We start from the raw sequence: 24,049 nt of genomic DNA, 5'->3' as shown, positions 1-24,049 counted from the left end.
GAGTCCGGGCACGCTCGTGCGGATCGCGTCGGCGGCTCAGCCGGAGAGCCGGACCGGCATGATCAAGTAGCGGTATTCGTCGGTGGCCTCGGCCGTGAGGTCGGGCTTGCCGGTCATGACGGCCGGCTTGGTCGACGTGGTGAACGACAGCTGGGCGACCGGCGAGTCGATGGCGCTGAGCCCGTCGAGCAGGAACGCCGGGTTGAAGGCGATCGAGATCTCCTCGCCGTCCAGCGACGCCTCGAGCGCCTCGGACGCCTGGGCCTCGTCGCCGGAGCCCGCCTCGAGCACCAGGCGGCCGTCGGAGAACGTCAGCCGCACCGGGGTGTTCCGCTCGGCGACCAGCGAGACGCGCTTGACCGCGTCGACGAACGGCGCCGTCTCGACCGTCGCGACGGTCGCCGACTCGCCCGGGAACAGCGCCCGGTACTTGGGGAATTCACCTTCCAGCAGCCGGGTCGTGGTGCGCCGCCCGGCGCCCTCGAAACCGATCATGCCTTCGCCGAGCTTGTCGCCGGCCAGGGCGATCTGGATGCTGTCGCCGTTGGTCAGCGCCTTCGCCGTGTCGTTCAGCGTCTTGGCGGGCACCAGGGCGATCGACGACAGACCCGGCTGGTCCGGCTTCCAGTCGAACTCGCGGACGGCGAGCCGGTAGCGGTCGGTCGCGGCGAGGGTGACCTTGTCGCCCTCGATCTCGATCCGCACACCCGTGAGCATCGGGAGCGTGTCGTCGCGGCCCGCGGCGATGGCCACCTGCGCAACGGCGGCGGCGAACACGTCGCCGGGCACCGAGCCCGCGGCGGTCGGCATCTCGGGCAGCGACGGGTAGTCCTCGACGGGCAGCGTCGGCAGCGTGAAGCGCGCGCTTCCACAGACCACCGCGACCTTTGCACCGTCTGTGGAAATCTCGACGGGGCGGTTCGGCAGGCTGCGGCAGATGTCCGCGAGCAGGCGGCCGGACACCAGGATCCGGCCCTCCTCCTCGAATTCGGCCTCGATGCCCACCCGCGCGGACACCTCGTAGTCGAAGGCGGAGAGCATCAGGACGCCCTCGTTGGCCTCCAGCAGCAGGCCGGCCAGGACGGGGACCGCGGGCCTGGCCGGGAGGCTCCGGGCGGTCCACGCCACCGCGTCCGCCAGAACGTCACGCTCGACCCGGAACTTCACCGGTCACCGCCTCCTGCTGCCGCCAGTTGCCTGCTGTCTGGTCCTGCTCGATCGGCCTGCGGTCCTCGTCGGGGTCCGGCTGCCGCATCACAGTCTGACGCACCGGGCCGACAGCCCGCTGCCACCCCTGCCGGCGCCGCGATCCACAGTTCGGCGCGCAGCCCACCTTTAGACGAGGAAATCCGGGAACTTACAGGTAGTCGTCATAGTAGGGGCTGTGGATACCGTGGATAACCGGTGTTTGCGCAGGTCAGGCCCTGTTTTTTGTCCACTGCGGGGGTGTGTACGACCGGTGGAAAACCAGGGGTCCGCTGTGGATACGCAAAGTTGCTCCACAAGCCGTCCCCAGGTTTACCCCCGGTTGTCCCCACTCAATCCCCAGACTTCGACCCGGTTGTCCCCATGGCCGTCCCCGCCTGACGAGGTTTTCCCTCACCGGATCGAATGAACGGCCCTTCCCTGTGGACGAGTCGGTGGACAACCTGGGGACAACTGGCCAGATCCGGTGGACAGTCGGTGGACAACGGATGACGGGCGGATGGGGACAGGTGATCCGCGACCGTTGTCCACAGATTGTGGACAAGCTTCGTGCACAGATCCCCAGGCTGGTGACCTGCCCGTTTGCCTCCGTTGTACCCAGCCCCTGTGCGCAACGAAGTTTTCCACCACTCTTACCGGTGATGTGGACGGGCGATTCGGGCATCTGCGGTGGAAAACTCGACCAAACCTGATGCCTATGTGATGAAGCTCACAAAGAAACGGTATGGATGTACGGCGAAAACGGGGAACACGAAGCCCCGATTCGGGGTGGATCGGGGCCGGCGGACGTTTCGCGACGCGGTCCGGGCCCGCGACCACCCGCGGCACGATCGGGATGGGGAAAACGGGGCTTGGGCGGGGTCAACACCCCTGCCCTGTGGACAACTTCACCGCCGCCGAAACCGCCGCGGACACGTCCGCGCAGGTCGGAAGGCATGGCGCAAGCCACAGGCCTGTGGACAACGAACTCGCTGCGCCTGTGGGCGAATTACCCGCACATATGGGTGTGCGCACAGCTGTGGGCAGGGTCGGGGCGCGGCAGGGCAACCGCGAACCGGCCGAGGGCGCGCCAGGGCGCCGCAAACCGGACCGGAGCGGCAGGAGGGACTGGGGAGTTCGCCGATCAGCTCTTGATGCGGTTGGTCAGCTCGGTGACCTGGTTGTAGATCGACCGCCGCTCGGCCATCAGCGAGCGGATCTTGCGGTCCGCGTGCATCACCGTGGTGTGGTCGCGGCCGCCGAACTGCGCACCGATCTTCGGCAGCGACAGGTCGGTCAGCTCCCGGCACAGGTACATCGCGATCTGCCGGGCCGTCACCAGCACCCGGCTGCGCGAAGTCCCGCACAGGTCCTCGACGGTCAGGCCGAAGTACGACGCGGTGTGCGCCATGATCGTGCCCGCGGTGATCTCCGGGCCGGCGCTGTCCGGGATGAGGTCCTTGAGGACGATCTCGGTCAGCTGGAGGTCGACCGGCTGCCGGTTGAGGCTCGCGAACGCGGTGACGCGGATGAGCGCGCCTTCCAGCTCGCGGATGTTCCGGGAGATCTTGCTGGCGATGTACTCCAGGACGTCCGGCGGCGCGTTGAGGCCTTCCTGGATCGCCTTCTTGCGCAGAATCGCGATCCGCGTCTCCAGCTCGGGCGGCTGCACATCGGTGATCAGACCCCACTCGAAGCGGTTGCGCAACCGGTCTTCCAGGGTCACGAGCTGCTTCGGCGGACGGTCCGACGAGATGACGATCTGCTTGTTGGCGTTGTGGAGCGTGTTGAAGGTGTGGAAGAACTCTTCCTGCGTCTGCTCTTTCGTCTCCAGGAACTGGATGTCGTCGACGAGCAGCACGTCCACATCCCGGTACCGGCGGCGGAAGCCGTCCGCCTTGCCGTCCCGGATCGAGTTGATGAACTCGTTGGTGAACTCTTCCGAGCTGACGTAGCGCACGCGCGTCCCCGGGTAGAGGCTCCGCGCGTAGTGGCCGATGGCGTGCAGAAGGTGGGTCTTCCCCAGCCCCGACTCGCCGTAGATGAACAGCGGGTTGTACGCCTTGGCCGGCGCCTCGGCGACCGCGACCGCGGCCGCGTGCGCGAACCGGTTGCTGGAGCCGATGACGAACGTCTCGAACAGGTACTTGGGGTTCAGCCGCGCGGCCGGCTCGTTCTCCTTGCCGGTTGCGGCCTGTTCGCGCCCGGTGCCGGGGCGCGGCAGCCGCACCGGCCGGTCCGGGTCGCCCTGGTCCGGCCGGTCCGGGCGGTCCGGGCGGTCCATGCGCTCCGGGTGCCCGGGACGGTCGTAGGGGGTCGGGCGGTCCATGCGGTCCGGCCGGTCGACGCGCGTCATCGGCTCGGCGCCCGGATGGCCGCCGGGGATGCCCGGCACGGCGGGGCCCGGGCGACCGCCGGGGCGGCCCAACGACTCGGCACGGTCGGTGCGTTCCGGGGCCTGCGGCCGGTCCACGCGCGGCGCGGGGGCGGCCAGCAGGTCGTCGCGGCCGGAGAACAGCGTGCCTTCGTCGGCGGCGATGGACGCCATGCGGTCGTCCGGTACCCGGTCGATGCCGGGCCCGTGCGGACCCGCTGCCGAACCTCCGTCCACAGCCGGGGGATTCCCGGTGGACGGTGCGCCCGCACGGTCTGCGTCGTGGGACGGCGCGTTCGCCGCCCAGTCGGCCTCCGTGCGGCGGGCGTCGCCGTGCGCGGAAGCGTGCGTGCCGGACGGGTGCGCGGCACCGTGGCCGCCGTCGCCGCGGACGTCGTCACCGTCGGCGCGTTCCCGGTCGCCGCGGTCACCGCGGTCGTTCCGCTCGTTCCGGTCCGGGCGGTGGCCCTGGTCGCCGTACGGGTCGGCGTACGACCCCGGGCCGCGGTGGTCGTCCTGTGGGAACGGTGCGGGGCGGTACGGGGCTTCGCCGCCGTACCGGTGCTCGGACGCGTACGGGTCCTGGGGATAGCGGCCCGGGGCGCCGTAGCGCTCCTGGGGATAGCCGCCGTCGTATGCCTCGCGGCGGTCGCGCGGGTCCTGCGGGTACCGGGGCGCGCCACCGAAACGGTCCTGCCCGTATTCGGTGCCGTACGGGTCGGCGTACGGCGGCTCGGTGCGGTACGGCGGCTGCCCGTACGGCTCCTGGCCGTAGAACGCCGGTTGCCCGTGGCCGCGCTCCGCCTGCGGATAGCCGCCGCCCGCGGCGTAGTCGTCCTGCCACGGCCGCTCGGCCCGGTAGCCGCCGGACTCCGGCTCGCGCTCGTCCCGCGCCGGCTCCGGCTCGCCCGCCGCGCCCGGTTCGACGGTGACCGCGAAGGTGACGGCGCGGCCGAAGGACTGGCTGAGGGTCTCGGTCACCAGCTGCCGCAGCCGGCCGTCCAGCACCTGCTTGGCGAACTCGTTCGGCGCGGCCAGCAGGACCGTGTCCGAGATGAGGGCGAGCGGCTGGGTGCGCTGGAGCCACCCCTTGTCCTTCGCCTCGACGCTTTCGTCCGTGCCGAGTCGTTCCAGGAACCGTGCCCAGACTGCGGCGAGGTCGCTGGTGATGTCGGCCACAGTGCACGCTCTTTCGGTTGCGTCGGTCGATCGGGCGGATCGGAGGCGGGTGTCGGGACGGGACGACGACACGGGGACGACGACACAGGACCGGGCGATCCCCGCGGCCGCACGTGGTCACACGCGGCGCGAAACCGGTGGCGGGGATGTCAGGGCCGCATGGCCCCGGGCGGACGGTCCGCTGATCTCCCCCTTGACTCCGTGGACCCACTCGCAGAACCCACAACGGTAGCTGCCGTGCGGGCTTCGACTCAACCTGTTGTCCACAGGCTGTGGAGACTGCGTTGCCGCAGCTAGAAGGCCAGCTCAACGGCGTACACTGCGGCCCGTGACGGCTTCGGGGGCGGTCCCGGAAAACCCCTCGGAACACCCGGGCGGAGGCAGTCGCGCATCCCCCATTTGACCGCGTCGGGCGTTTCTACGTACCGTAAGCCGGTCTAGTTGTCGACGACCGCTGCCGCATGTCCGTAAACACAGCGACTGCATGTTGCGGACGTACGGTGATGGCCGGCGGCCTTACCGCCAGCCTCCGAGTCAATATCTGGAGCCCCCGAGTGAGCAAGCGCACCTTCCAGCCGAACAACCGTCGCCGGGCGAAGACCCACGGGTTCCGGCTGCGCATGCGCACCCGCGCCGGCCGCGCCATCCTGGCCGCCCGCCGTCGCAAGGGTCGCGCCGAGCTGTCCGCCTGATCCGCGCGACGTCCGAGCCGGACGCGTGCCGGACCGACGCCGGATGGCAGCCGGATGAGAACGGTGGTGGACCGCTCCACGACGTGCTTCGGGCACGTTGGAGCGGGCCCCGCCGTTTCTTCCTCTGAAGCATCCGGTCAGGCCTGTCCACGAGAGGGGGTCGTCGATGCTCCCTCCCGTTAACCGGCTCAGGCACCGCGACGAATTCGCCGCCGCGGTCCGCCGCGGCCGCCGGGCCGGGCGTCCGCTGCTGGTGGTGCATTACCGCCGGTCCGCGGGCGATGCGGGCCGCACGGCCACCGATGCCACCGACCCGTACGTGACTCCGGGGGGAGCCCCGCCGCCGCGTGCGGGTTTCGTCGTGAGCAAGGCCGTCGGACCCGCCGTGGTGCGGAACCGGGTGAAGCGGCGCCTGCGGCACCTCGTGCGCGACCGCTTGGCCGCGCTGCCGGACGGTAGCCTGGTCGTGGTACGGGCATTGCCGCCCGCCGCGGACGCGGATTTCGCCGACCTGGCCGCAGACCTCGACGCGGCGCTCGGACGCCTGCTCGGGCGGTCGGCACAGCCAGGAGCGAAGCCATGAAGTACCTGCTCATGGGACTGATCAGGGTCTACCAGTGGACGATCAGTCCGATGCTGGGCCCGGTGTGCCGCTTCTACCCGAGCTGCTCGCGCTACGGCTACGAAGCGATCAAGACACACGGGTCGATCAAGGGCACGTACCTGACCGTCTGGCGCATCCTGCGCTGCAACCCCTGGAACTCCGGCGGAGTCGACTTCGTCCCGCCGCGTACCCGCCGCCCATGGCGTCTCCGGTCCTCCGGGACAGCCCCCGAGGCGCAGCAGACCTCCCGTACCGAGTGCACCGCTGACCACACCCATGCGGATCACGTGCCCGGTACGAAAACCATCGCCCGAGGAGCCTGACCGTGGGGATCTTGAACCCCCTCTACGACGCCGTTTCCTGGATCATCGTCCAGTTCCACAAGCTGTTCGGCCCGATCTTCGGGAACGACAGCGGGTGGGCCTGGGGTCTCTCGATCGTCTGTCTCGTGGTCGCGATCCGGATCTGTCTGATCCCGCTGTTCGTCAAGCAGATCCGGGCCACCCGGAACATGCAGATCCTGCAGCCCAAGATCAAAGAGATCCAGCAGCGCTACAAGAACGACAAAGAGCGCCAGTCCCAGGAGATGATGAAGCTCTACAAGGAAACGGGGACGAACCCGCTTTCGAGCTGTCTCCCCATCCTTGTGCAGATGCCGTTCTTCTTCGCGCTGTTCCACGTGCTCAGCAACATCGCGAACGGCAAGACGGTCGGCTTCATCAACGAGAGCCTCGTGGAGAGCGCGAAGAACGCGCACATCTTCGGGGCCCCGCTGGCCGCCAAGTTCCTCGACTCCGAGGCCAAGATCCAGAGCCTCGGCGCGGACCTCACCACCGTCCGCATCGTCACCGTCGTCATGATCCTGCTGATGTCGGCGTCGCAGTTCATCACGCAGCGCCAGCTGATGGTGAAGAACACGGATCCCACTGCCATGGCCGCGAACCCGTTCGCGCAGCAGCAGAAGATCCTGATGTACGTCTTCCCGATCATGTTCGCCGTCTTCGGCATCAACTTCCCGGTCGGTGTCCTCGTCTACTGGCTGACCACCAACGTGTGGACCATGGGCCAGCAGCTCATCGTCATCCGCCGCAACCCCACCCCGGGCAGCATCGCGTTCACGCAGCGCCAGGAGCGCCTTGCGGAGAAGGCCAAGCGCCAGGGCAAGGTCATGACGCCGGAAGGCGAGATCGTCGACGCGGCCGAGTACGAGGCCAAGATCGCCGAGGAGAAGGAGCGCGCGGCCAAGCGCGTCCAGCCGAAGGCCACCACGAAGTCGAAGCGCAAGGGCGGCGGCCACGGCACCCAGGGCTCGCAGCCGCAGCGTCCGGCGGTGAAGGGCTCCACGGCCCGGACGCCTCCGACCGCCAACGGCAACGCGTCGGAGGGCGCGTCCACGGGCGGCGCGGCCAACGGTCAGGCCCGCAAGCAGGCGCAGACCCGCAACCAGCCGCGCAAGAACCAGGGACGCAAGAAGTCCTGACCGGGTGCCGGCGGCATTCTCGGGCCCGTCCCGGCCCGGCCGACCGGCTTCTCCGGCCCCCGCAGACATGAAGCGTTAAAGGAGTACCCCGGTGACGGAAGGCACGACCCCCGCCGTCGAGACCGCCTCGCGGAAGGCCACGCTGACCGCGGACGACATCGGCCGCCTCGAGCAGGAAGGCGAGATCGCGGCGGACTACCTGGAGGCGCTGCTCGACATCGCCGACCTCGACGGCGACATCGACATGGACGTCGAAGGCGGTCGGGCGTCGGTGTCGGTCATCCCGGCCGAAGGCGACGAGGCCGCCGGCGACCTGGACCGGCTCGTCGGCCGGGACGGCGAGGTCCTGGAAGCGCTGCAGGAGCTGACCCGGCTCGCGGTGCACCGCGAGACCGGCGAGCGTAGCCGCCTGATGCTCGACATCGCGGGCTTCCGGGCGCAGCGCCGCAGGGACCTGGCACAGCAGGCGACCGAGGCCGTCGAGAAGGTCAAGGAGACCGGCGAGCCGGTCAAGATGGCCCCGATGACGCCGTTCGAGCGCAAGGTGGTGCACGACACGGTTGCCGAGGCCGGGTTGCGCAGCGAGTCCGAGGGCGAGGAGCCGCAGCGGTGCGTGGTCGTGCTGCCGGCGTGATGCGGTAGGTACGGCGTGGTCCGGCCGGGTGGCCCTTCGGGGCGGCCCGGCCGGACTTTTTTGCGGTGGAGGGGAGGGGGTCGTGTTTTCCACAGGGGTGCGGAATGCGGGATGCGGTGGGAGGGGCGGGGAGGTCAGACTGCGGGGGTCGGATTCGTCCGGCGGCGGAGGAGGCGGGGGAGGGGCTTTCGCCGTGATCGGCTCCCAACAGTGGTGGGAGGAGGGAGGGCCCTATGAGGGCGGATATGCAGGGGCGGGTTTCGGCAAGTTCAGCTTCGCCCCGCCTGTTGGTGGGCAACCCCGCGGCGGTTCCTGGGATGATGTTTCACGTGGAACACCAGTCAGCGGATGAGGAAGGCCGGGGTCGGCGCGCAGAGCGCGCGGCCGGTGCGGAGCGCGCGCCGGAGGCTCCTGCCTCCGCGGCACGGTTGTTCGGCGACAACCTGGACAAGGCAGTGCGGTACGCCGACATCCTGGCCGACGCCGGGGTCCGCCGCGGCCTGATCGGGCCACGTGAAGTCGAACGGCTGTGGGAGCGGCATCTCCTCAACTGCGGTGTGCTGGCCGAACTCGTCGCCGAGGGCGCGATCGTCCACGACGTCGGTTCGGGTGGCGGCCTGCCCGGCATTCCGCTCGCCTTGGTGCGCCCCGACTTGCGGATCACGCTCGTCGAGCCGCTGTTGCGCCGGACGACATTCCTCGACGAAGCTGTCCGCGAACTCGGCCTGGGGAACGTCACCGTGCTGCGCGGGCGTGCCGAGGAGGTGCGCGGCAGCATCGAGTCCGATGTGGTGACCGCCCGCGCCGTTGCGCCGCTCTCCAAGCTCGCCGGGTGGGGACTGCCGCTGCTGCGCTCGGGCGGCGAGATGCTGGCCCTCAAGGGCGACTCCGCGGCGGCCGAACTCCAGGAGTCCGAAGCGGATTTGCGTAAGCTCGGCGCGGTCGCCTGGGACGTCGTCCAGGTCGGCGAGGGGATCGTCGAACCGCTCACCACGGTTGTTCGCGTCCGGATGGGTGATGTCGTGCGCCCCGCGTCGAAGGGCGCCCGCAAGAGTGCGCGCGGCGGGCGGGCAACGACGAAGAGCACCGGCCGCAACGGCCGTTCGGGCCGCCGCTGACTCGGGAACGGCACAGCCGAGCACACCGCAGCGAGTCCTCTTTGTCCCGTCTGTGTAACTGATATGGGACTTGCCCGGTGTGTCGTAAAGGTCCGAGGGTCTGGCGCCGGGCATCGTGTTTCACGTGAAACGACGACTTCCATGGAAGCGCACCTGGGGAAACGCTGAGATCGAAGTCCCCGGTCGCCCCGCGCGCCGGCACCTTGGTCCCTCGCCCACGCAGTCGGCCTCGAACATGGCAGGCTCTGAGAGTGCCGGCGGTGCGCGCCGCTCCGCCGGGGTTCTGGCAGCAGAGGAGAGTGGACCGTTGTCGTCCGACGTCACCGCCCGGACATCCGCCGATCCAGTCCCCGGGCCGCGCGACCCCTATCCATCCGGACCGGCGGGCGATGAGCCCGGGTTCCACGACGTTTCACGTGAAACGGGACCCGATCCGGCCGATGCCCTGGTCGACGATACGCCGATCGCCCGCGCCGCCCGCCAAGCCGTCGAGACCATGGGCCGAGCCGCCGAAGGGCTGCCGCGTCCCGCCGAAACGCGGGTCATGGTCGTGGCGAACCAGAAGGGCGGGGTCGGTAAGACCACGTCCACGGTGAACCTGGCCGCGGCCCTCGCGATGCACGGCGCCCGCGTCCTGGTTGTCGACCTCGACCCGCAGGGGAACGCGTCCACCGCCCTGGGGATAGACCATCACGCGAGCGTGCCGTCGATCTACGACGTCCTCGTGGAGGGCAAGGACCTCGCCGAGGTCGTCCAGCCCGTGGTGGACGTCGAGGGTCTGTTCTGCGCGCCCGCGACCATCGATCTCGCCGGTGCCGAAATCGAGCTGGTGTCGCTGGTGGCCCGGGAGAGCCGTCTCCAGCGCGCCATCAATGCCTACGAACAGCCGCTGGACTACATCCTCATCGACTGCCCGCCCTCGCTCGGTCTGCTCACCGTGAACGCGTTGGTGGCGGGCCGCGAGGTGGTCATCCCGATCCAGTGCGAGTACTACGCGCTGGAAGGGCTCGGCCAGTTGCTCCGCAACGTCGAGCTGGTACGGGGGCATCTCAACCCGCATCTGCACGTCTCGACGATCCTGCTGACCATGTACGACGCGCGCACCCGCCTGGCCTCGCAGGTCGCCCAAGAGGTGCGTGACCACTTCCCCGCCGAAGTGTTGAACACGTCGATCCCGCGCTCCGTGCGGATCTCCGAGGCGCCCAGCTACGGGCAGACGGTGATGACCTACGATCCGGGATCCACCGGTGCCTTGTCGTATCTTGAGGCGGCGCGCGAGATCGCGCTTCGGGGAATCGCCGCAGAAGCGAAGGGGGCATAGTGAACGACCGACCGCGCAGGGGATTGGGCAAAGGTCTGGGCTCGCTCATTCCGGCGGGCGCCGGATCCGGGGCAGGGGCGCTGACCAGGCCGCTGCCCGAGCCCGCGGCGCCGACGTCCCCGACCTCGTGGCCGCTGGTTCTCCCCGACCACACCGCGCCCGCCGCGACCGGTCTCGGCGCTCCGGAGCAGGACCCGGCCGCGGCGGTGGACGTGCGGGCGGCAGGGGAGCCCGAGGCGCCCATGACGGTGGCCGGCGCGTGGTTCGCGGAGATCCCGCTGACCGCGATCACGCCGAACCCGCGGCAGCCGCGCTCCGAGTTCGCCGAAGAACCGCTGAAGGAACTGGTCGTCTCCATCAAGGAAGTCGGCCTGCTCCAGCCGGTCGTCGTCCGGCCGTTGGGGGCGGACCGGTACGAGCTGATCATGGGCGAGCGCCGGTTCCGGGCGAGCCAGATCGCAGGCTTGGAGAACATCCCGGCGATCGTCCGCGAGACCGAGGACGAGAAGCTCCTTCTGGACGCGCTCCTGGAGAACCTGCACCGCGCGGAACTCAACCCGCTGGAGGAGGCGGCCGCTTACGACCAGCTCCTCAAGGACTTCGCCTGCACCCAGGACGAACTCGCCGACCGCATCGGCCGGTCGCGCCCGCAGGTGACCAACACGCTGCGACTGCTGCGGCTCCCGCCGGAGGTCCAGACGCGGATCGCCGCGGGCACGCTGACCGCCGGGCACGCCCGCGCGCTCCTGGGACTCAAGGACCCCGAGGCGCAGATCGAGCTGGCCCGGCGCTCGATCGCCGAGGGGCTCTCCGTGCGGTCGGTCGAGGAGATCGTCCGCATGCGGCAGTTCGACGAGGAGCAGAACGGGCCCGCGACGGCGAAGCGCCCCGGACCGCGTGCGGGCAAGCGCGTGGCGCCCGAGCTGAACGATCTGGCGAACCGGCTCAAGGACCGCTTCGAGACCAGCGTGAGCATCGACCTCGGGCAGAAGAAGGGCAAGATCGTCGTCGAGTTCGCGTCGATCGAGGACCTGCAGCGCATTCTCGCGGTGATGGCGCCCGGCGAAGGGAAGGCGCTGGCGGCGCGCTTCGCCTCGGCTGCCGACGTTCCGGCTCAGAGCACCGCGGAGGCGGTTGACCCGGTTCGCTGAGCCGGACGGCCGAGCCGCGGTCGGCCGAACCGGACGCACGCGGCGACCGGAGGACCGAGAAGACCCGAGCCGGAGACATGACGGGCCCGACAGCGATCTGTCGGGCCTTCGTCATGTCGCCGGAGGGTTGTTCCACGTGAAACGTGAGCCACACCGTGCCGGTGGCATGGCTGCGGAGGTTCGAGGACGGGTGGTGGGTCGGGCGGCGGCGGTGGGGACGGCGGCGGTGAATCCGGTCGACACCCGCACGCGTTCCACGTGAAACGCGGCACCGTGGCCGCCAGCCGCCAGCCGCCAGCCGCCAGCCGCCAGCCGCCAGCCGCCAGCCGTCGGCTGCTTCGCTTGCCGACCGACGCATTGCACGGGGGAACTGCGCTGGCGTTCGCCGCAGCTCCCCCGCGATGCGGCGCGACCGGCCGCCGGGGAGATCCCGGTGGGGCCCCGTGCTTGGTGCGTCAGACAACCAACGACCCACGCCTGCGTCTGCCGTTCCACGTGAAACGGCAGGGATAGTCGCTGCGGCACCCAGCCGATTCAACTCCCCCGCCCGAGTGATCCCTGCGGGAGTGTCCGTGGTGCGTCAGTCAGCCAGTGAGCAAGCACGTCGGTCGGCTGCACCGCGGCCGCCGGCCATTCCACGCGAAGCGGGGGTCGGGCGGCCGCACGTTGACCGTTGCGACGGCATCGGCAGGATGCGGGTCGGTCCGCTCGCTGATCCGGGTGGGGGCTACGAGCGTGGTGCGTTGGACAGCTCGCCAGGGAGCCGAGTCCGGGAGTCCGGCAGCAAGTGCGCGAGCCAGGCAGCCTCTCGGCTGCCGCCGACCGTTCCACGTGAAACGGCGGTCGGGCGGCCACCCGTCGCCCACGGCGACGCCACCAGTCGGATGCAGCTCGGTCGCGCTCGGGTGATCCGGTGGGGCCGCGAACGCGGTGCGTAAGTCAGTCGCCAGTCGGCCGGTGATCCGGGTCGGCAGTAAGCGATCGAGCCCGTCAGCCGCACAGCTGACCGCTGGTCGTTCCGCGTGAAACGGCGGCCGGGCGGCGGACGCGTCGGTACCAGCGGGATGCCGCCCGGCTGCTCGGGATCTCCGGGTGGAGGCTGCGCGCGTGATGCGTCAATCAGTCAGCCAGACACAGCCAGCCTGTGGCCCGCACCGTTGCCGTCCGCGGTTCCACGTGAAACGGCGGGTGGTGGCCGCAGCGTCGGAAGCCGCCCGCACCTTCCGCTGACGCGATGCGGCCCCCGCCCAGGCGATCGGGGCGGGGGCCGCGCGCTTGGAGTGCCGGCACGTCGTTCGGTCAGTCGACCATCCGGTGAGCCTGGTGACCCGGTCGGCCTCGGCCTCTCGCCACCCGGCTGGCGCGTAGGCCATTCAGTCCTCGCGCCGGGCGGTCGGACGGCCAAGCCGGTCGACCCTTCAGCCGCCCCCTTCAGCCGACCCCTCCGACCGACCCCTTCAGGCGGCCGCGCCGCGGCGCTCGGCCTGACCTGTCAGCCCTGGCCCCGCCCGCGCGCCCACCCCCGCTGGGTCAGCCGCGGCCGGTCAGCATGCTGGTCAACAAGCCGCCGTCCGCCCGCTCGGCCGAAGCCCCCTAAGCCCTCCGCATCGCCCCTCGCTGCAGCAGTTCGCGGTACAGGATTCCCGCGTCCAGCCCCGCGGCGGTGATCGCCTGCGGGAGCAGGCTGGTCTCCGTCATCCCCGGGGCGACGTTCGCTTCCAGGAACCACGGGGTGCCGTCCGCGTCCACGATGAGGTCGGTGCGCGACACGTCGCGCAGCCGCAGCACGCGGTGGGCGGTCAGAGCCGCCTGTACGGCCGCCTGAGCGGCTTCCGGCGTGAGCCGGGACGGGACGAAGAACTCCGTCATTCCGGCCGTGTAGCGGGCCGTGTAGTCGTACACGCCGGCGTCCGGCACGATCTCCACCACCGGCAGCGCCTCCGGCCCCTCGCCGGTGTCGACGACGGACACCGCGACCTCGGTGCCGGTCAGGTACGTCTCCACGAGCGCGACGTCGCCGTAGGCGAACGCGCCGACCATCGCGGCGGAGAGTTCGGCGACCGTGTGGGCCACCGAGGCGCCGAGTGCCGAGCCGCCGCGGGCCGGCTTGACGAACAGCGGGAGGCCGAGCCGGGCGACGATGGCGTCGAGCACCGCCGCCGCGCCGAGGTCGCGGAACGTGTCGTGCGGGAGCGCCACCGAGTCCGGGGTGCGGACCCCGGCGGCGCGCAGGGCGGCCTTCGCCATCGGCTTGTCGAACGTGAGACGGCACGCGTCGGGGGTGGAGCCGACGTACGGGATGCCCAGCAGTTCGAGGACGTCGCGGACCGCGCCGTCCTCGCCGTAGGCGCCGTGCAGCGCGGGGAAGACGACGTCGGGGCGGTCGGCGGCCAGCGTCGCGAGCAGCCGCCCGTCGACGTCCAGCACCTCGACGTCCACGTCGATCGCCCGCAGGGCGTCCGCGATACGGCGGCCCGAACGCAGCGAGACGTCGCGTTCGTGGGAGAGTCCGCCGGCGAGTACGACGACGCGGCCGAGGTCGCTCATCCGTGGTCCTTTCGAAGGGGGCGTCGGAGGCATGTCAGTCGTATACCTCCGGAACGCGGTGGGAAGACAGTCGCGGGGACCGTCGGAGTGGATCGGGGTCGGGAAAACCGGCGGCCGAGACCGCCGGGGGTTTCCCGTGAAACATCACCGCCCGCCCGGAGCGGGACCGGCCGACGATGTTTCACGGGAAACCTCAGCCGAGCCACCGAGTCGGACCGGCCGACCCGAACCCGACCGCCGGAAGAGGCCCGAGCAACCGGACCTCCTCCGACCGACCCCGGTTAAGCCAGATCGGGCCCAGGCGCCTGCGTGGTCGGGGAGCCAGGCGGCAGCACAGCTCCGGGCGTGGCACCACCGGGAGTGCCGCCGAACATCGCGCGCAGCTCCAGCTCCTGCGCGATGACGCCGGCCAGCCGCCGGACGCCTTCGCGGATGCGCTCCGGCGTCGGGAAGCAGAACGAGAGCCGCATCGACGACGCCCCGAAGCCGTCGGCGTAGAACGCGGTGCCGGGTACGTAAGCGACGCGGGCGGTGACCGCGCGCGGCAGCATCGCCTTGGCGTCGAGGCCCTCGGGGAGGGTGACCCAGACGAAGAAGCCGCCGCTCGGGTTCGTCCACGTGGTGCCGGGCGGCATATAGGTCTTGAGTGCGTCGAGCATGGCGTCGCGGCGCTCGCGGTACATCTCGCGGTAGTTCTTGATCTGCGCCCGCCACGGCTGCGTCTCCAGGTACGTGGAGACGGTCATCTGGGAGAACACCGGCGGGCTCAGCACGGAGGCCTCGGCGGCCAGCACGAGCTTCTCGCGGACCGCGTGCGGGGCCACCGCCCAGCCGACCCGCAGCCCGGGGGCGAAGGTCTTGGAGAACGATCCGAGGTAGACCACGCCGTCGCTGTCGTCGGCGCGCAGGGCGCGCATCGGGTCGCCGTCGAAGCCCAGCAGCCCGTACGGGTTGTCCTCGACGATCAGCAGGTCCGCCCGGCGGCAGATCTCCAGGATCCGCACCCGGCGTTCCGCCGAGAGGCAGACGCCCATCGGGTTGTGGAAGTTGGGGATCGTGTAGAGGAACTTGGCGCGCTTCCCGGAGGCTTTCACCGCCGCGATGGCGTTCTCCAGGTGCTCGGGGACGAGCCCGTCGTCGTCCATCTCCACGTGCACGACGTTCGCCTGGTACGACGCGAACGTCGACAGCGCGCCGACGTAGCTGGGCGCCTCGGCGAGGATCACGTCGCCCGGGTCGACGAAGATCCGGGTCACCAGGTCGAGGGCCTGCTGCGAGCCCACCGTCACGGTCACGTCGTCCGGGTGCGCCTCGATGCCTTCCAGGCGCATCACGTCGCAGATCTGCCCGCGCAGGGTCTCGTCGCCTTGGCCGGAGCCGTACTGGAGGGCGACGGTGCCGCGTTCCTGGATCAGCCGGGCGACGGCGTCGCCGACGGCGTCCATCGGGAGCGCGTGGAGGTTCGGCATGCCGCCGGCGAGTGAGACGACCTCGGGCCGTGATGCCACGGCGAACAGAGCGCGGACCTCGGATGCCGTCATGCCTGCGGTGCGGGCGGCGTAGCGGTCGACGTAGTTGTCGAGTCGGGATCCGGGGGTGCTCTGCGGGACGTTCACGTACCAGCCTCCTCGAGGCGATGCCGGTGCCGCCGGGGGTCCGGACGGTCGGCGTGGTGTCGGTCTGTGGTTATCGGTTCTTCGTTTGGCGGGTGTCCGGCGTACGGGTGTCCGGCCGACGCTGGGGTGCTGCGGCCGTGGCCGTGCATCGAGTATCCGAAATCGGACACGTCCGCGCCCTGTGATTGCCGCCATAGGAGTACCGCGGGCGGCATCCTGGGCGGTGCTGCGGGGGCGCTGAGGGAAGCAACCGAGTGCGCCGTGCAGGCGTATTCGGTATGCCGCCCTCGGGACGATTACGATGCGGCATGGCGTAACCACCCATTCTGGAGGCCCCATGCGCACGGTGCGATGGGTTATCACCGGTCTCGGAATCGGCATCGCCGGCGGGTTCGTCGCCGGGCTGTTGGCCGCACCACGGACGGAGACGCGGGCTGAGGACCCCTGGTTGCCCGACGGGCCCGCGGTGCCGCTGCGTCAGCTGCCCGGTGCGGAGCGGCGGCTGCCCGGGGTGCCCCGGCCGGTCGCGGTCGGCGAACCGCTTGCCGAGTACGGCTCCTGACGCCCTCTCACGACGTGCACGCCGGTGCGCACGCGCTTTCGGGCGCACCGCCGTGCACGTTTCCGAGGCGCGGTTTCACGTGAAACATACGAGGGCGGCGGCGCCGCAAGGCTGCCGCCGCCCTCGTGTGCGGACAGGTGTCGGAGCCCGCGGGGCGGGCGCCGGACGAACCGTCAGGTGAACGCCGGGAGCCGCAGCATGCCCGTCGGCTCGTCTTGGTCCGGCGGCAGGTAGAGCCGCTGGAGCGCCACGACGATCGACTCGGCGGCCTGGTCGCGGAAGAGCGCCTGGGTGAGCAGCGCCGCGTCGTCCGGGTTGGTCAGGTAGCCCAGCTCGACCCGCACCGCGGGCATCCGGGTCATGCGCAGGAGCGGCCAGGCCTTGCCGTGTGTGCGGCAGTCGACCATGCCGGTGCGCGCGCAGAGTTCGCGCTGGACGAGGCCCGCGAACTTCTCGCCGGTGGGGGAGCGCAGGCCGTGGTGGTCGCCGCTGCCGTAGTAGAACGTCGCGACGCCGCGGGCGTGCGGGCTGTCGTTGCGGTCCGAGTGGAGCGAGATGACCAGGTCGGCGTTGGTGGCGTTGGCGAACGCGGCGCGCTGCTCTTCGGGCACGGGTCCGTCGCCGTCGAGACCGCGGGTCAGGTAGGCCTGGACGCCGAGCGCGGACAGCCGGCCTTCGAGGCGCCGGGCCAAGTCCCAGACGACGTCGGCTTCGCCGAGTCCTTGGGCGACGACGCCCGGGTCGCCGCCGCCGTGGCCGGGGTCGATCACCACGACCTTGCCGGCCAGTGCGGGGCCGGAGCGGTGGATGAGTTCGGATTCGCGCATGGCGTGCGGGTGGCCGCCGACGACGGTGCGGGCGAGGCGGTCGAGGGCGCGGAACGTCGCAGGTCCACACGTGCCGTCTGCGCGGAGGCCGTAGTTGCGCTGGAAGTCGCGCAGCGCGCGTTCGGTGGCGGCGCCGAGGATGCCGTCCACCCGGCCGCAGTCGAAGCCCATGTCGAGCAGCCGCTGCTGCAGGGTCGCGACGTCGTCGCCGACGAGCATGTGGCTGACCGAGTAGCTGAGCACGCGGTCGCCGAGCCGCCAGCGGGCTTCGTCGAGCTGCCGGTAGGTCTCGGTGCCGACGACGCCGTCGATGGTCAGCGCGCGCTGCTGCTGGAAGTGCCGCACCGCGCGGTCCACCGCGTCGTCGAACACCGCCTCGACGGTGTCGTCGGGGAAGGCGTCGCCGCGGTCGCGGTTCTCGGCCGGTATCGCTCGGGCGTCCGCGTCGAGCAGACCGAGCAGCACGAGTTTCGACCTGATCTCGGCGACCGCGGGGCCGGTGTCTCCGCGCCGGTACTGCCGCTGCAGGGTCATGAAACGGAATCCTCCCGAGGTTGTCGCAACACCCGATCGTACGCGCGGCGAAGCGTCATCCAACCGCCTTCGACGGGGTGTGGGAAGCCGTTCCGCGTGACGTCCGCGCGGACCCGGGGCGGCGGGTCGCGCGGGTCTCCGGCGGCAGGCCGGGTCCCCGGCCACAACACGCGGAAAAGGCGCCTCCCGGTTCCGGGAGACGCCTTTCCTGCGGAGCCCGCGCGGGGTGGGCTCAGATGAAGTCGGCGAGGTCCTTCAGGAGGAGCGACTTCGGCTTGGCGCCGACGATCGTCTTGACGATCTCGCCGCCCTTGTAGACGTGCAGGGTCGGGATCGACATCACGCCGTAGCGCGTGGTGATCTCGGGGTTCTCGTCGATGTTGAGCTTCGCCACGGTGAGCTTGTCGCCGTGCTCCGCGGCGATCTGCTCGAGCGCCGGGGCGATCTGGCGGCACGGGCCGCACCACTCGGCCCAGAAGTCGACGAGCACGGCCTTCTCGCTCATGAGTACGTCGGCGTCGAAGGTCTTGTCGGTGACCTTCACGGTGTTCTCGGCCATGGCGGCCTCCTCGGGTCGGGCTGGTGCCGGGATGGGTTCGGACGGGCACGGGGTGGGCGGGCGGGGCCGGGGCCCCGGGGCGGCACCCCGCGCGGGGCGGGGTGCCGGGGAGCGTGCGGAGCGGCGGCGGATCAGACCGCGGCTTCCTCGCGGTGCTTGAGGTCGGCCAGGTACTTCTCCGCGTCGAGTGCCGCGGCGCAGCCGGTGCCGGCCGCGGTGATCGCCTGGCGGTAGATGTGGTCGACGACGTCGCCGCAGGCGAACACGCCGGCCAGGTTGGTGTGCTGGGTGGGGTGCGCGACCTTCACGTATCCCTCTTCGTCCAGATCGATCTGGCCCTTGAGGAGTTCGGTCCGCGGTTCGTGGCCGATCGCGATGAACAGGCCGGTGACCGGCAGGTCGCGCAGCTCGCCCGTGACCGTGTCCCGCAGCTTGACACCGGTGAGCTTGCCGTCGCCGACGACCTCCGCGACCTCGCTGTTCCACGCGAACGAGATCTTCTCGTTGGCGAACGCGCGGTCTTGCATGATCTTCGACGCGCGGAGTTCCTCGCGGCGGTGGATGACCGTGACCGACTCGGCGAACCGGGACAGGAACGTGGCCTCTTCGATGGCCGAGTCGCCGCCGCCGACCACGGCGATGTGCTGGCCGCGGAAGAAGAAGCCGTCGCAGGTGGCGCACCACGAGACGCCGTGTCCGGAAAGTTCCTTCTCGTTCGGCAGGCCCAGCTCGCGGTACGCGGATCCGGTCGCGAGGATGACCGCCTTGGCGCGGTGTACGTTGCCCGAGCCGTCCTTGACGACCTTGATGTCGCCTTCCAGTTCGGCCTCGACGATGTCGTCGGCGACCAGTTCGGCACCGAAGCGCTCGGCCTGCTTGCGCAGGTTGTCCATCAGGTCCGGGCCCATGATGCCCTCGGGCCAGCCGGGGAAGTTCTCGACCTCGGTGGTGTTCATGAGCGCACCGCCGGCGGTCACCGCGCCTTCGAAGACCAGCGGGTTCAGGTCGGCGCGAGCGGCATAGACGGCGGCGGTGTATCCGGCCGGGCCGGAACCGATGATGATCACGTTGCGGACGTCGCTCACGCTGGGACCCATCCCTGCTTCTCGTCGAGCCGCCCGACCGTTTCGGACGGCTGTTGCCGGCGGTTGCGCAGCCGCCCCCCGGCGGGCGGGCAGGCGGCACGTTCCGCTCAACCGATCCTAGGTGCGCGCCATTCCCGCTCCGACCACCGGCGGTCCCGCCGCCGGCTCAGCGCACCTGGACGACGGTCTCCAGCAGCACGCCGGACGTCTGGTCGCTGCTGCCGGGCCGCGCGAAGGCGCAGGCCGCGTCGATGACGACCACCTCGGCGTTGCGCCTGCCCGGTTCGGCGTAGGCCAGCACGTATGCGGTGCGTCCTTCGTAGCGGGCGAGTTCCGCGGCGGTCGGGGGCTTGTCGTGCCTGGACTGTGCGCTCACGCAGGCCGGCAGGGTGACCGGGGTCTCGCGGCCGGGCTGGGTGCGGCCGGGGTCGGACGACGCGGTGGCACCCGGCTTCACGCCGGTCGCCGCCGTCTGCCGGTCGAGCATCGCGGAAACCCGGGTCGACAGGTCGGCGCGTGTGTAGGCGGGCAGTGTGGTGGGACTGCTCGCCGGGGCGTTCGGTGCGGCCGCGGTACCTGCTCCGGGTTGGCCGCCGCCGGCGCGGGTGGGTGCGGGTGCGGCGGCCTCCCGCGATTGCGACGGCGCGGCGATGGGCGCTTGGTTGCCGGCGTTGGTCTTGCCGTCGTCGGACGACGAACCGAGCAGGGTGACCGCGCCCACACCGACCAGCACGACGCCGGCGGCGGCCGCGGCGAGCAGCACGTAGCGGCGCTTGCGGCGGCGTGCGCTGTCCAGGGCGACCACTTGCCCGCCGCCGGGGACACTGCCCGGGGCCGGCATCGGCGGCCGGGGCGGCTGCATCGGCGGGACCGCGGCGACTCCGAACGGGTGCACGTCGCCGGCTCCGATGACCCGCGTGGCGTCCTCGGCTCCCGCACTGCCGGAGCTGCCCGGGCGGCCCGAGCCGGGCCCGCCCGGCGCCGCACCGAGCACCTGCGTGGGGTCGGCGGCGTTGCGGGGCGCCGGTGGCGCGGCATGCGGCGCGGGGGCCGCGCCGAGGAACCGCGTGGCGCCGTTGTCGTCGTCGGCCGGAGGCTGCGGCACCGGCGGAGCCGAAGGAGCTGCGGGTGCCGGGGTGGGCACGATCGGTGCCGTCGGGACGGCCCGTGCCCGGCGCGCGGCGGCGAAGTCCGCCCAGTCCGGGTCGGCATCCGCGTGGTCGGCCGGGAAGGCCGGTGCGGCCGCGGCGGGTCGGAAGCCGGTTTCGGCGAGCAGCGCGTCCGCCGCGGCGGCGTCCGCGAGTGCGTCCTGGATCGACGCGTAGACGTCGGCGGGCATCGGCTCGGCCGGATGGCCGGCCAGCAGCGTGCGGACTTCCGCGAGCGCGTCGAAGGTGGCGCGGCAGTCCGCGCAGGTGGCGATGTGCGCCTCGGCCGTGGCGGCGTCCGCACCGGACAGCAGACCCTCGGCGAAATCGGCGAGGAAGTCGACGTCGACGTGCCCGTCCGGGCCGACCACGCGGTTCTCCGCGGTCATCGCGTCACACCTCCGTCCTTGTGCCCGTCGTGGTGCGCGACCCTGTCGCCTGTCGGTCTGACGGCCGGGCCGGGAACCCGGTTCCCGTCGCGCAGATGGCGCACCAGCGGCAGCAGCCGGGCGCGGCCGCGGGCGCAGCGGCTCTTGATGGTGCCGACCGGAACGTCGAGGACGCGGGCGGCCTCGTCGACCGGGTAACCCTCCATGTCCACCAGGACCAGCGCGGCGCGCTGTTCGGCCGGCAGCGTGGCCAAGGCGGAGAGGAGCGTGTCGCGGGTCTCGCCGCGGACCGCGGGGTCTTCCCCGGCGGGGGACGGCAGCCGCTGGTCGAGGTCGTCGGGCAGCGGCACCGCGGGCCGGACCGCTTTGCGGCGGGCCAGGTCGAGGCAGGCGTTCACCACGATGCGGTGCAGCCACGTCGTGACGGCCGAGCGGCCTTCGAACCGTCCTGCCGCCCGGTAGGCGGACACCAGGGCGTCCTGGAGGGCGTCGGCGGCTTCCTCGCGGTCGCCCAGGGTGCGGAGCGCGACGCTCCACAGCCGGTCGCGGTGACGGCGTATCAGTTCACCGAACGCGTGTGCGTCGCCCGAGGCGTGCAGCCCGAGCAGCTCGGCGTCGCCGACTTCGGCGTACGCGGACTCGATGCCCAAGCTCACCCCCCGGTGACGTGGAATTCCCGGGAGTCATCCTGGCATGCCATGGCGCCCGACGGGTGAGCCGGTCAGCTGGTGAACGAGACTTCCGCGATGCTGTCCTGGTAACCCGGTTCGTAGACGCCGATTGCCCTGTTGGTCGTGCGGTGCGGCATCGCGGTGATCCAGACCAGGACGTACCGCGCCTTGACCGGCTGGTCGAGCGTGAAGTCCAGGTCTGTGTCCGAGGTCTTCTGCTTCTGCAGGGTGGTGAATGCGGACAGCGAGGACGGGGAGCCCCCGGCGCCGGCCGGCGCCGCGCGCAACTCGACCTCGGTGTAGTTCCCGCCCGCCATCAGCTTGACGTGCGCGGTCCGCAATTCCTGCTCCGAGCCCAGGTCGTAGACGATGCCCAGCCCGTCGCGGAGCTTCATCGGCGGACCGTCGTAGAACGTGCTGGTACGCCAGAACGTCGTCGGGTCGCCGTCGAAGGACTTGGCGATGTCGTCGGTGTTCTGGGCGCTGGCCGGGCTGCCGTTCTTGTCGACGTTCAGCTCCTTGGCGCCGACGATGTTCAACGTCGTCGGCTTCTGCGGTGCTGCGGGCGCCTGCGGTGCCGACGGGGACCCCGACGGCGACGCCTTCGGATCGTCGTCCTTCTGCGCATTGAAGTGCACCGCGATCTGCCACGTCGCCAACACCACCGCGACCAGCACGACCAGCGACACGATCACCTTCACCGCGCCGCCGAATCCGCCGCCGAGCGCGGGCGGCGGACCGGCCGGCACCGGGCGCCGGACGGCCGGCGGCGGGCCGCTGGTGAAGCCGCCGTGCGGGGACAGCACCGCGGTCGGGGTGTACTCGTCGTCGAAGTCCGCTCCCGCCGCGCTGACCGGCGGTTCCGGCTCGGGCGGCAGGATCGGGGGTATCGCGGCGAGCGCCGCGACGACGTCCTCGGGTGCCTCGAACGGGGCCTGGTGCTTGACCTCGTGGCCGAGTGCCCGCATCGCGATCGTTTCGAGCGGCTTGTGCACGTTGGCCTTGACCTGGCCGGGGCTGCACAGCTTGCCGCCTGCGCGGGGCGCCTGCGCGAGGCCGTACGCCTCGCTGTCCGGCCACCGCCGGGCCAGGCACGCGTACAGCAGCGAGCCGATCGCCCGCGTGTCGTCACGTGCCGCGTCGGTGGTGTCGTGGCCGTACAGCGCCGCTTCCACCGACAGGCCGACGATCTTGTACTGCCCGGTGTGCATCCGCAGCACGTTGTCCGGGTCGAGGCGCAAGTGCGACAGCCCGGCCCGGTGCGCGACCGCCATGGCGTCGGCGACCGACCGGGTCATCTCGTACGCCTCGTGCGGCGGCAGCGGGTTGGTGGCCAGCAGTGTCGCGAGGTTGTCGGCGTCCGGCAGCCATTCCTTGACGACGTAGACCAGGCCGTCTTCCTCGGCGGCGTCCAGCACCTGCACGAACCGCGGGTCGCCCACCAGCGCGGCGGCGCGCGCGGCGGCCATCACGCTGCGCGCGTACTCGCTGCCCGCGACGACGATGTGGACGCCGACCGCGCGGCGCAGCTTCTCGTCGACGGCGCGCCACGTGGCGCTCTTGCCGTGCGAACTGAGCTTGTCCTCAAGGCGGTAGCGGTCCGCGAGCCGGGTGCCGCGGGTGATGTCGCCGAGTGAACGGCCCTTCGGCTCGTCGGACTTCCCCGGTCCGGAGGCCGGCCCTCCGGTTTCCTCCGCGGCGTCGGCCGAACCGCCTTCGGCGGCGGGCGAGGCCGCGGGTTCGGCGGGGGACTTCCCGGGCGCCGAGGCGGCGCTGCCGTTCGTCGGCGCGGAACCGTTCGAAGTGTTCGACGCGCTGTTCGACTTGGGTGTGCCGGTACGCCGAGTATCGGGCGCGCCACCGGACTTCGCGGTGCCGTCGGCCACGCCGTCGGTTCCACCGTCGAGTTCGCCGTCGATGTCGTCTTCGTCGAGGGTGCTCATGGGCATCGTCTCGATCGCGACTTGGGAAGCCTTCGGGTCGGTGGGCTTGCGGCCCGCGGACGGGCCCCCGGTATCGGAGGTCTTGGTGGTGTCGGCGGCCTCGGACGGACCGTCCTCGACCAGGTTGACGGAGCCTGCGGTCCGGTCCGTCACCGTATCCTCACCCTCCTCATAGCCCGCCCCATCGTACGAGCGGCGCCTGATGACCCCGGAGCACGCCCGCCACTTGATACGACTCGCGACGGGGGCAACCGGTTGCTCCCGCCGTTGTGGTTGGACCGTCCGGCGTCCCGGGCTCTCCTACCCCGATGCGCCGGCGGGCACCATCCGTACGCCCCATCGTGATCCATGACACGGAAAAACGCGCGTTGGAACCGTGATGTGGCTGATTTTGCACGGGACGCCGCGTCAAAACGATGCCACTTGTGAC

General features: G+C 71.1%; 19 protein-coding genes. 9 read left to right on the top strand and 10 right to left on the bottom strand.

Annotated features, from left to right (window positions below; genetic code table 11):
* Positions 1–36 precede the first annotated feature (36 nt).
* Both dnaN and dnaA read right to left on the bottom strand, forming a co-directional pair.
* Positions 37–1,167 (bottom strand): DNA polymerase III subunit beta, encoded by a 1,131-nt coding sequence (gene dnaN, locus ABEA93_RS04525; protein ID WP_345673953.1) that lies wholly within the window; start codon positions 1,165–1,167, stop codon positions 37–39.
* 1,162 nt (positions 1,168–2,329) lie between these two features.
* Positions 2,330–4,738 (bottom strand): chromosomal replication initiator protein DnaA, encoded by a 2,409-nt coding sequence (gene dnaA / locus ABEA93_RS42075; RefSeq protein ID WP_425584812.1) that lies wholly within the window; start codon positions 4,736–4,738, stop codon positions 2,330–2,332.
* A gap of 554 nt (positions 4,739–5,292) precedes the next feature.
* Between dnaA and rpmH the strand changes: the two genes are divergently transcribed.
* From rpmH to ABEA93_RS04480, 8 genes are all read left to right on the top strand, one after another.
* The gene (gene rpmH / locus ABEA93_RS04515; protein ID WP_010849920.1) at positions 5,293–5,430 is read left to right on the top strand and encodes a 50S ribosomal protein L34; all 138 of its coding nucleotides are present in this window, start codon (positions 5,293–5,295) and stop codon (positions 5,428–5,430) included.
* A 166-nt stretch (positions 5,431–5,596) separates the two neighbouring features.
* Entirely contained in the window at positions 5,597–6,013 is a 417-nt protein-coding gene (gene rnpA, locus ABEA93_RS04510) for a ribonuclease P protein component (RefSeq protein ID WP_345673952.1), read from the top strand.
* Positions 6,010–6,357, top strand: a complete 348-nt coding sequence (gene yidD, locus ABEA93_RS04505; RefSeq protein ID WP_345673951.1) for a membrane protein insertion efficiency factor YidD — start codon at positions 6,010–6,012, stop codon at positions 6,355–6,357. Before rnpA ends, yidD begins: the two co-directional genes overlap by 4 nt.
* 2 nt (positions 6,358–6,359) lie before the next feature.
* Positions 6,360–7,514: a membrane protein insertase YidC gene (gene yidC / locus ABEA93_RS04500; RefSeq protein ID WP_345673950.1), complete on the top strand. Its 1,155-nt coding sequence runs from the start codon at positions 6,360–6,362 to the stop codon at positions 7,512–7,514.
* Between the two features lie 91 nt (positions 7,515–7,605).
* Complete coding sequence (locus tag ABEA93_RS04495; RefSeq protein ID WP_345673949.1) at positions 7,606–8,148, top strand: Jag family protein; 543 nt, start codon at positions 7,606–7,608, stop codon at positions 8,146–8,148.
* Positions 8,149–8,468: 320 nt separating this feature from the next.
* Positions 8,469–9,266 (top strand): 16S rRNA (guanine(527)-N(7))-methyltransferase RsmG, encoded by a 798-nt coding sequence (rsmG, locus tag ABEA93_RS04490; RefSeq protein WP_345674281.1) that lies wholly within the window; start codon positions 8,469–8,471, stop codon positions 9,264–9,266.
* Positions 9,267–9,501: 235 nt separating this feature from the next.
* Positions 9,502–10,587: a ParA family protein gene (locus ABEA93_RS04485; protein ID WP_423529875.1), complete on the top strand. Its 1,086-nt coding sequence runs from the start codon at positions 9,502–9,504 to the stop codon at positions 10,585–10,587.
* Positions 10,587–11,738, top strand: a complete 1,152-nt coding sequence (locus tag ABEA93_RS04480) for a ParB/RepB/Spo0J family partition protein (protein WP_345673947.1) — start codon at positions 10,587–10,589, stop codon at positions 11,736–11,738. The genes ABEA93_RS04485 and ABEA93_RS04480 overlap by 1 nt, the downstream gene beginning before the upstream one ends.
* A gap of 1,593 nt (positions 11,739–13,331) precedes the next feature.
* Here the strand turns inward: ABEA93_RS04480 and ABEA93_RS04475 are convergent.
* Entirely contained in the window at positions 13,332–14,285 is a 954-nt protein-coding gene (locus ABEA93_RS04475) for a D-alanine--D-alanine ligase family protein (RefSeq protein ID WP_345673946.1), read from the bottom strand.
* A 281-nt stretch (positions 14,286–14,566) separates the two neighbouring features.
* Positions 14,567–15,901, bottom strand: coding sequence for an aminotransferase-like domain-containing protein (locus ABEA93_RS04470; protein WP_345673945.1), 1,335 nt, complete (start codon positions 15,899–15,901; stop codon positions 14,567–14,569).
* A 337-nt stretch (positions 15,902–16,238) separates the two neighbouring features.
* On the opposite strand from ABEA93_RS04470, the gene ABEA93_RS04465 reads away from it, so the two are divergent.
* Positions 16,239–16,463, top strand: a complete 225-nt coding sequence (locus ABEA93_RS04465) for a YtxH domain-containing protein (RefSeq protein WP_345673944.1) — start codon at positions 16,239–16,241, stop codon at positions 16,461–16,463.
* 173 nt (positions 16,464–16,636) lie between these two features.
* Here the strand turns inward: ABEA93_RS04465 and ABEA93_RS04460 are convergent, their stop codons facing one another.
* The 6 genes from ABEA93_RS04460 to ABEA93_RS04435 form a co-directional block, all read right to left on the bottom strand.
* Entirely contained in the window at positions 16,637–17,824 is a 1,188-nt protein-coding gene (locus tag ABEA93_RS04460) for an N-acetylmuramoyl-L-alanine amidase (RefSeq protein ID WP_345673943.1), read from the bottom strand.
* Between the two features lie 232 nt (positions 17,825–18,056).
* Positions 18,057–18,383, bottom strand: coding sequence for a thioredoxin (gene trxA, locus ABEA93_RS04455; protein ID WP_345673942.1), 327 nt, complete (start codon positions 18,381–18,383; stop codon positions 18,057–18,059).
* Between the two features lie 131 nt (positions 18,384–18,514).
* The gene (gene trxB, locus ABEA93_RS04450) at positions 18,515–19,468 is read right to left on the bottom strand and encodes a thioredoxin-disulfide reductase (protein ID WP_345673941.1); all 954 of its coding nucleotides are present in this window, start codon (positions 19,466–19,468) and stop codon (positions 18,515–18,517) included.
* A gap of 166 nt (positions 19,469–19,634) precedes the next feature.
* The gene (locus tag ABEA93_RS04445) at positions 19,635–21,005 is read right to left on the bottom strand and encodes an anti-sigma factor family protein (RefSeq protein WP_345673940.1); all 1,371 of its coding nucleotides are present in this window, start codon (positions 21,003–21,005) and stop codon (positions 19,635–19,637) included.
* Complete coding sequence (gene sigM / locus ABEA93_RS04440) at positions 21,002–21,655, bottom strand: RNA polymerase sigma factor SigM (RefSeq protein WP_345673939.1); 654 nt, start codon at positions 21,653–21,655, stop codon at positions 21,002–21,004. The genes ABEA93_RS04445 and sigM overlap by 4 nt, the downstream gene beginning before the upstream one ends.
* Before the next feature lie 71 nt (positions 21,656–21,726).
* Positions 21,727–23,772 (bottom strand): protein kinase family protein, encoded by a 2,046-nt coding sequence (locus ABEA93_RS04435; protein WP_345673938.1) that lies wholly within the window; start codon positions 23,770–23,772, stop codon positions 21,727–21,729.
* Between the last annotated feature and the right edge of the window lie 277 nt (positions 23,773–24,049).

Source organism: Yinghuangia aomiensis (genome assembly GCF_039542225.1).
Taxonomy (GTDB): domain Bacteria; phylum Actinomycetota; class Actinomycetes; order Streptomycetales; family Streptomycetaceae; genus Yinghuangia; species Yinghuangia aomiensis.
The sequence above is the reverse complement of the archived record's forward strand: the minus strand, read 5'-3'. Positions and strand labels throughout refer to the sequence as shown.

Bases quoted from the DNA above. Each gene is read 5' to 3' on its own strand.
- rnpA (WP_345673952.1), top strand. From the start codon at position 5,597: ATGCTCCCTCCCGTTAACCGGCTCAGGCACCGCGACGAATTCGCCGCC.
- yidD (WP_345673951.1), top strand. From the start codon at position 6,010: ATGAAGTACCTGCTCATGGGACTGATCAGGGTCTACCAGTGGACGATC.
- rsmG (WP_345674281.1), top strand. From the start codon at position 8,469: ATGTTTCACGTGGAACACCAGTCAGCGGATGAGGAAGGCCGGGGTCGG.
- ABEA93_RS04485 (WP_423529875.1), top strand. From the start codon at position 9,502: ATGGCAGGCTCTGAGAGTGCCGGCGGTGCGCGCCGCTCCGCCGGGGTT.
- ABEA93_RS04475 (WP_345673946.1), bottom strand. From the start codon at position 14,285: ATGAGCGACCTCGGCCGCGTCGTCGTACTCGCCGGCGGACTCTCCCAC.
- ABEA93_RS04465 (WP_345673944.1), top strand. From the start codon at position 16,239: ATGCGCACGGTGCGATGGGTTATCACCGGTCTCGGAATCGGCATCGCC.
- ABEA93_RS04460 (WP_345673943.1), bottom strand. From the start codon at position 17,824: ATGACCCTGCAGCGGCAGTACCGGCGCGGAGACACCGGCCCCGCGGTC.
- trxA (WP_345673942.1), bottom strand. From the start codon at position 18,383: ATGGCCGAGAACACCGTGAAGGTCACCGACAAGACCTTCGACGCCGAC.
- ABEA93_RS04445 (WP_345673940.1), bottom strand. From the start codon at position 21,005: ATGACCGCGGAGAACCGCGTGGTCGGCCCGGACGGGCACGTCGACGTC.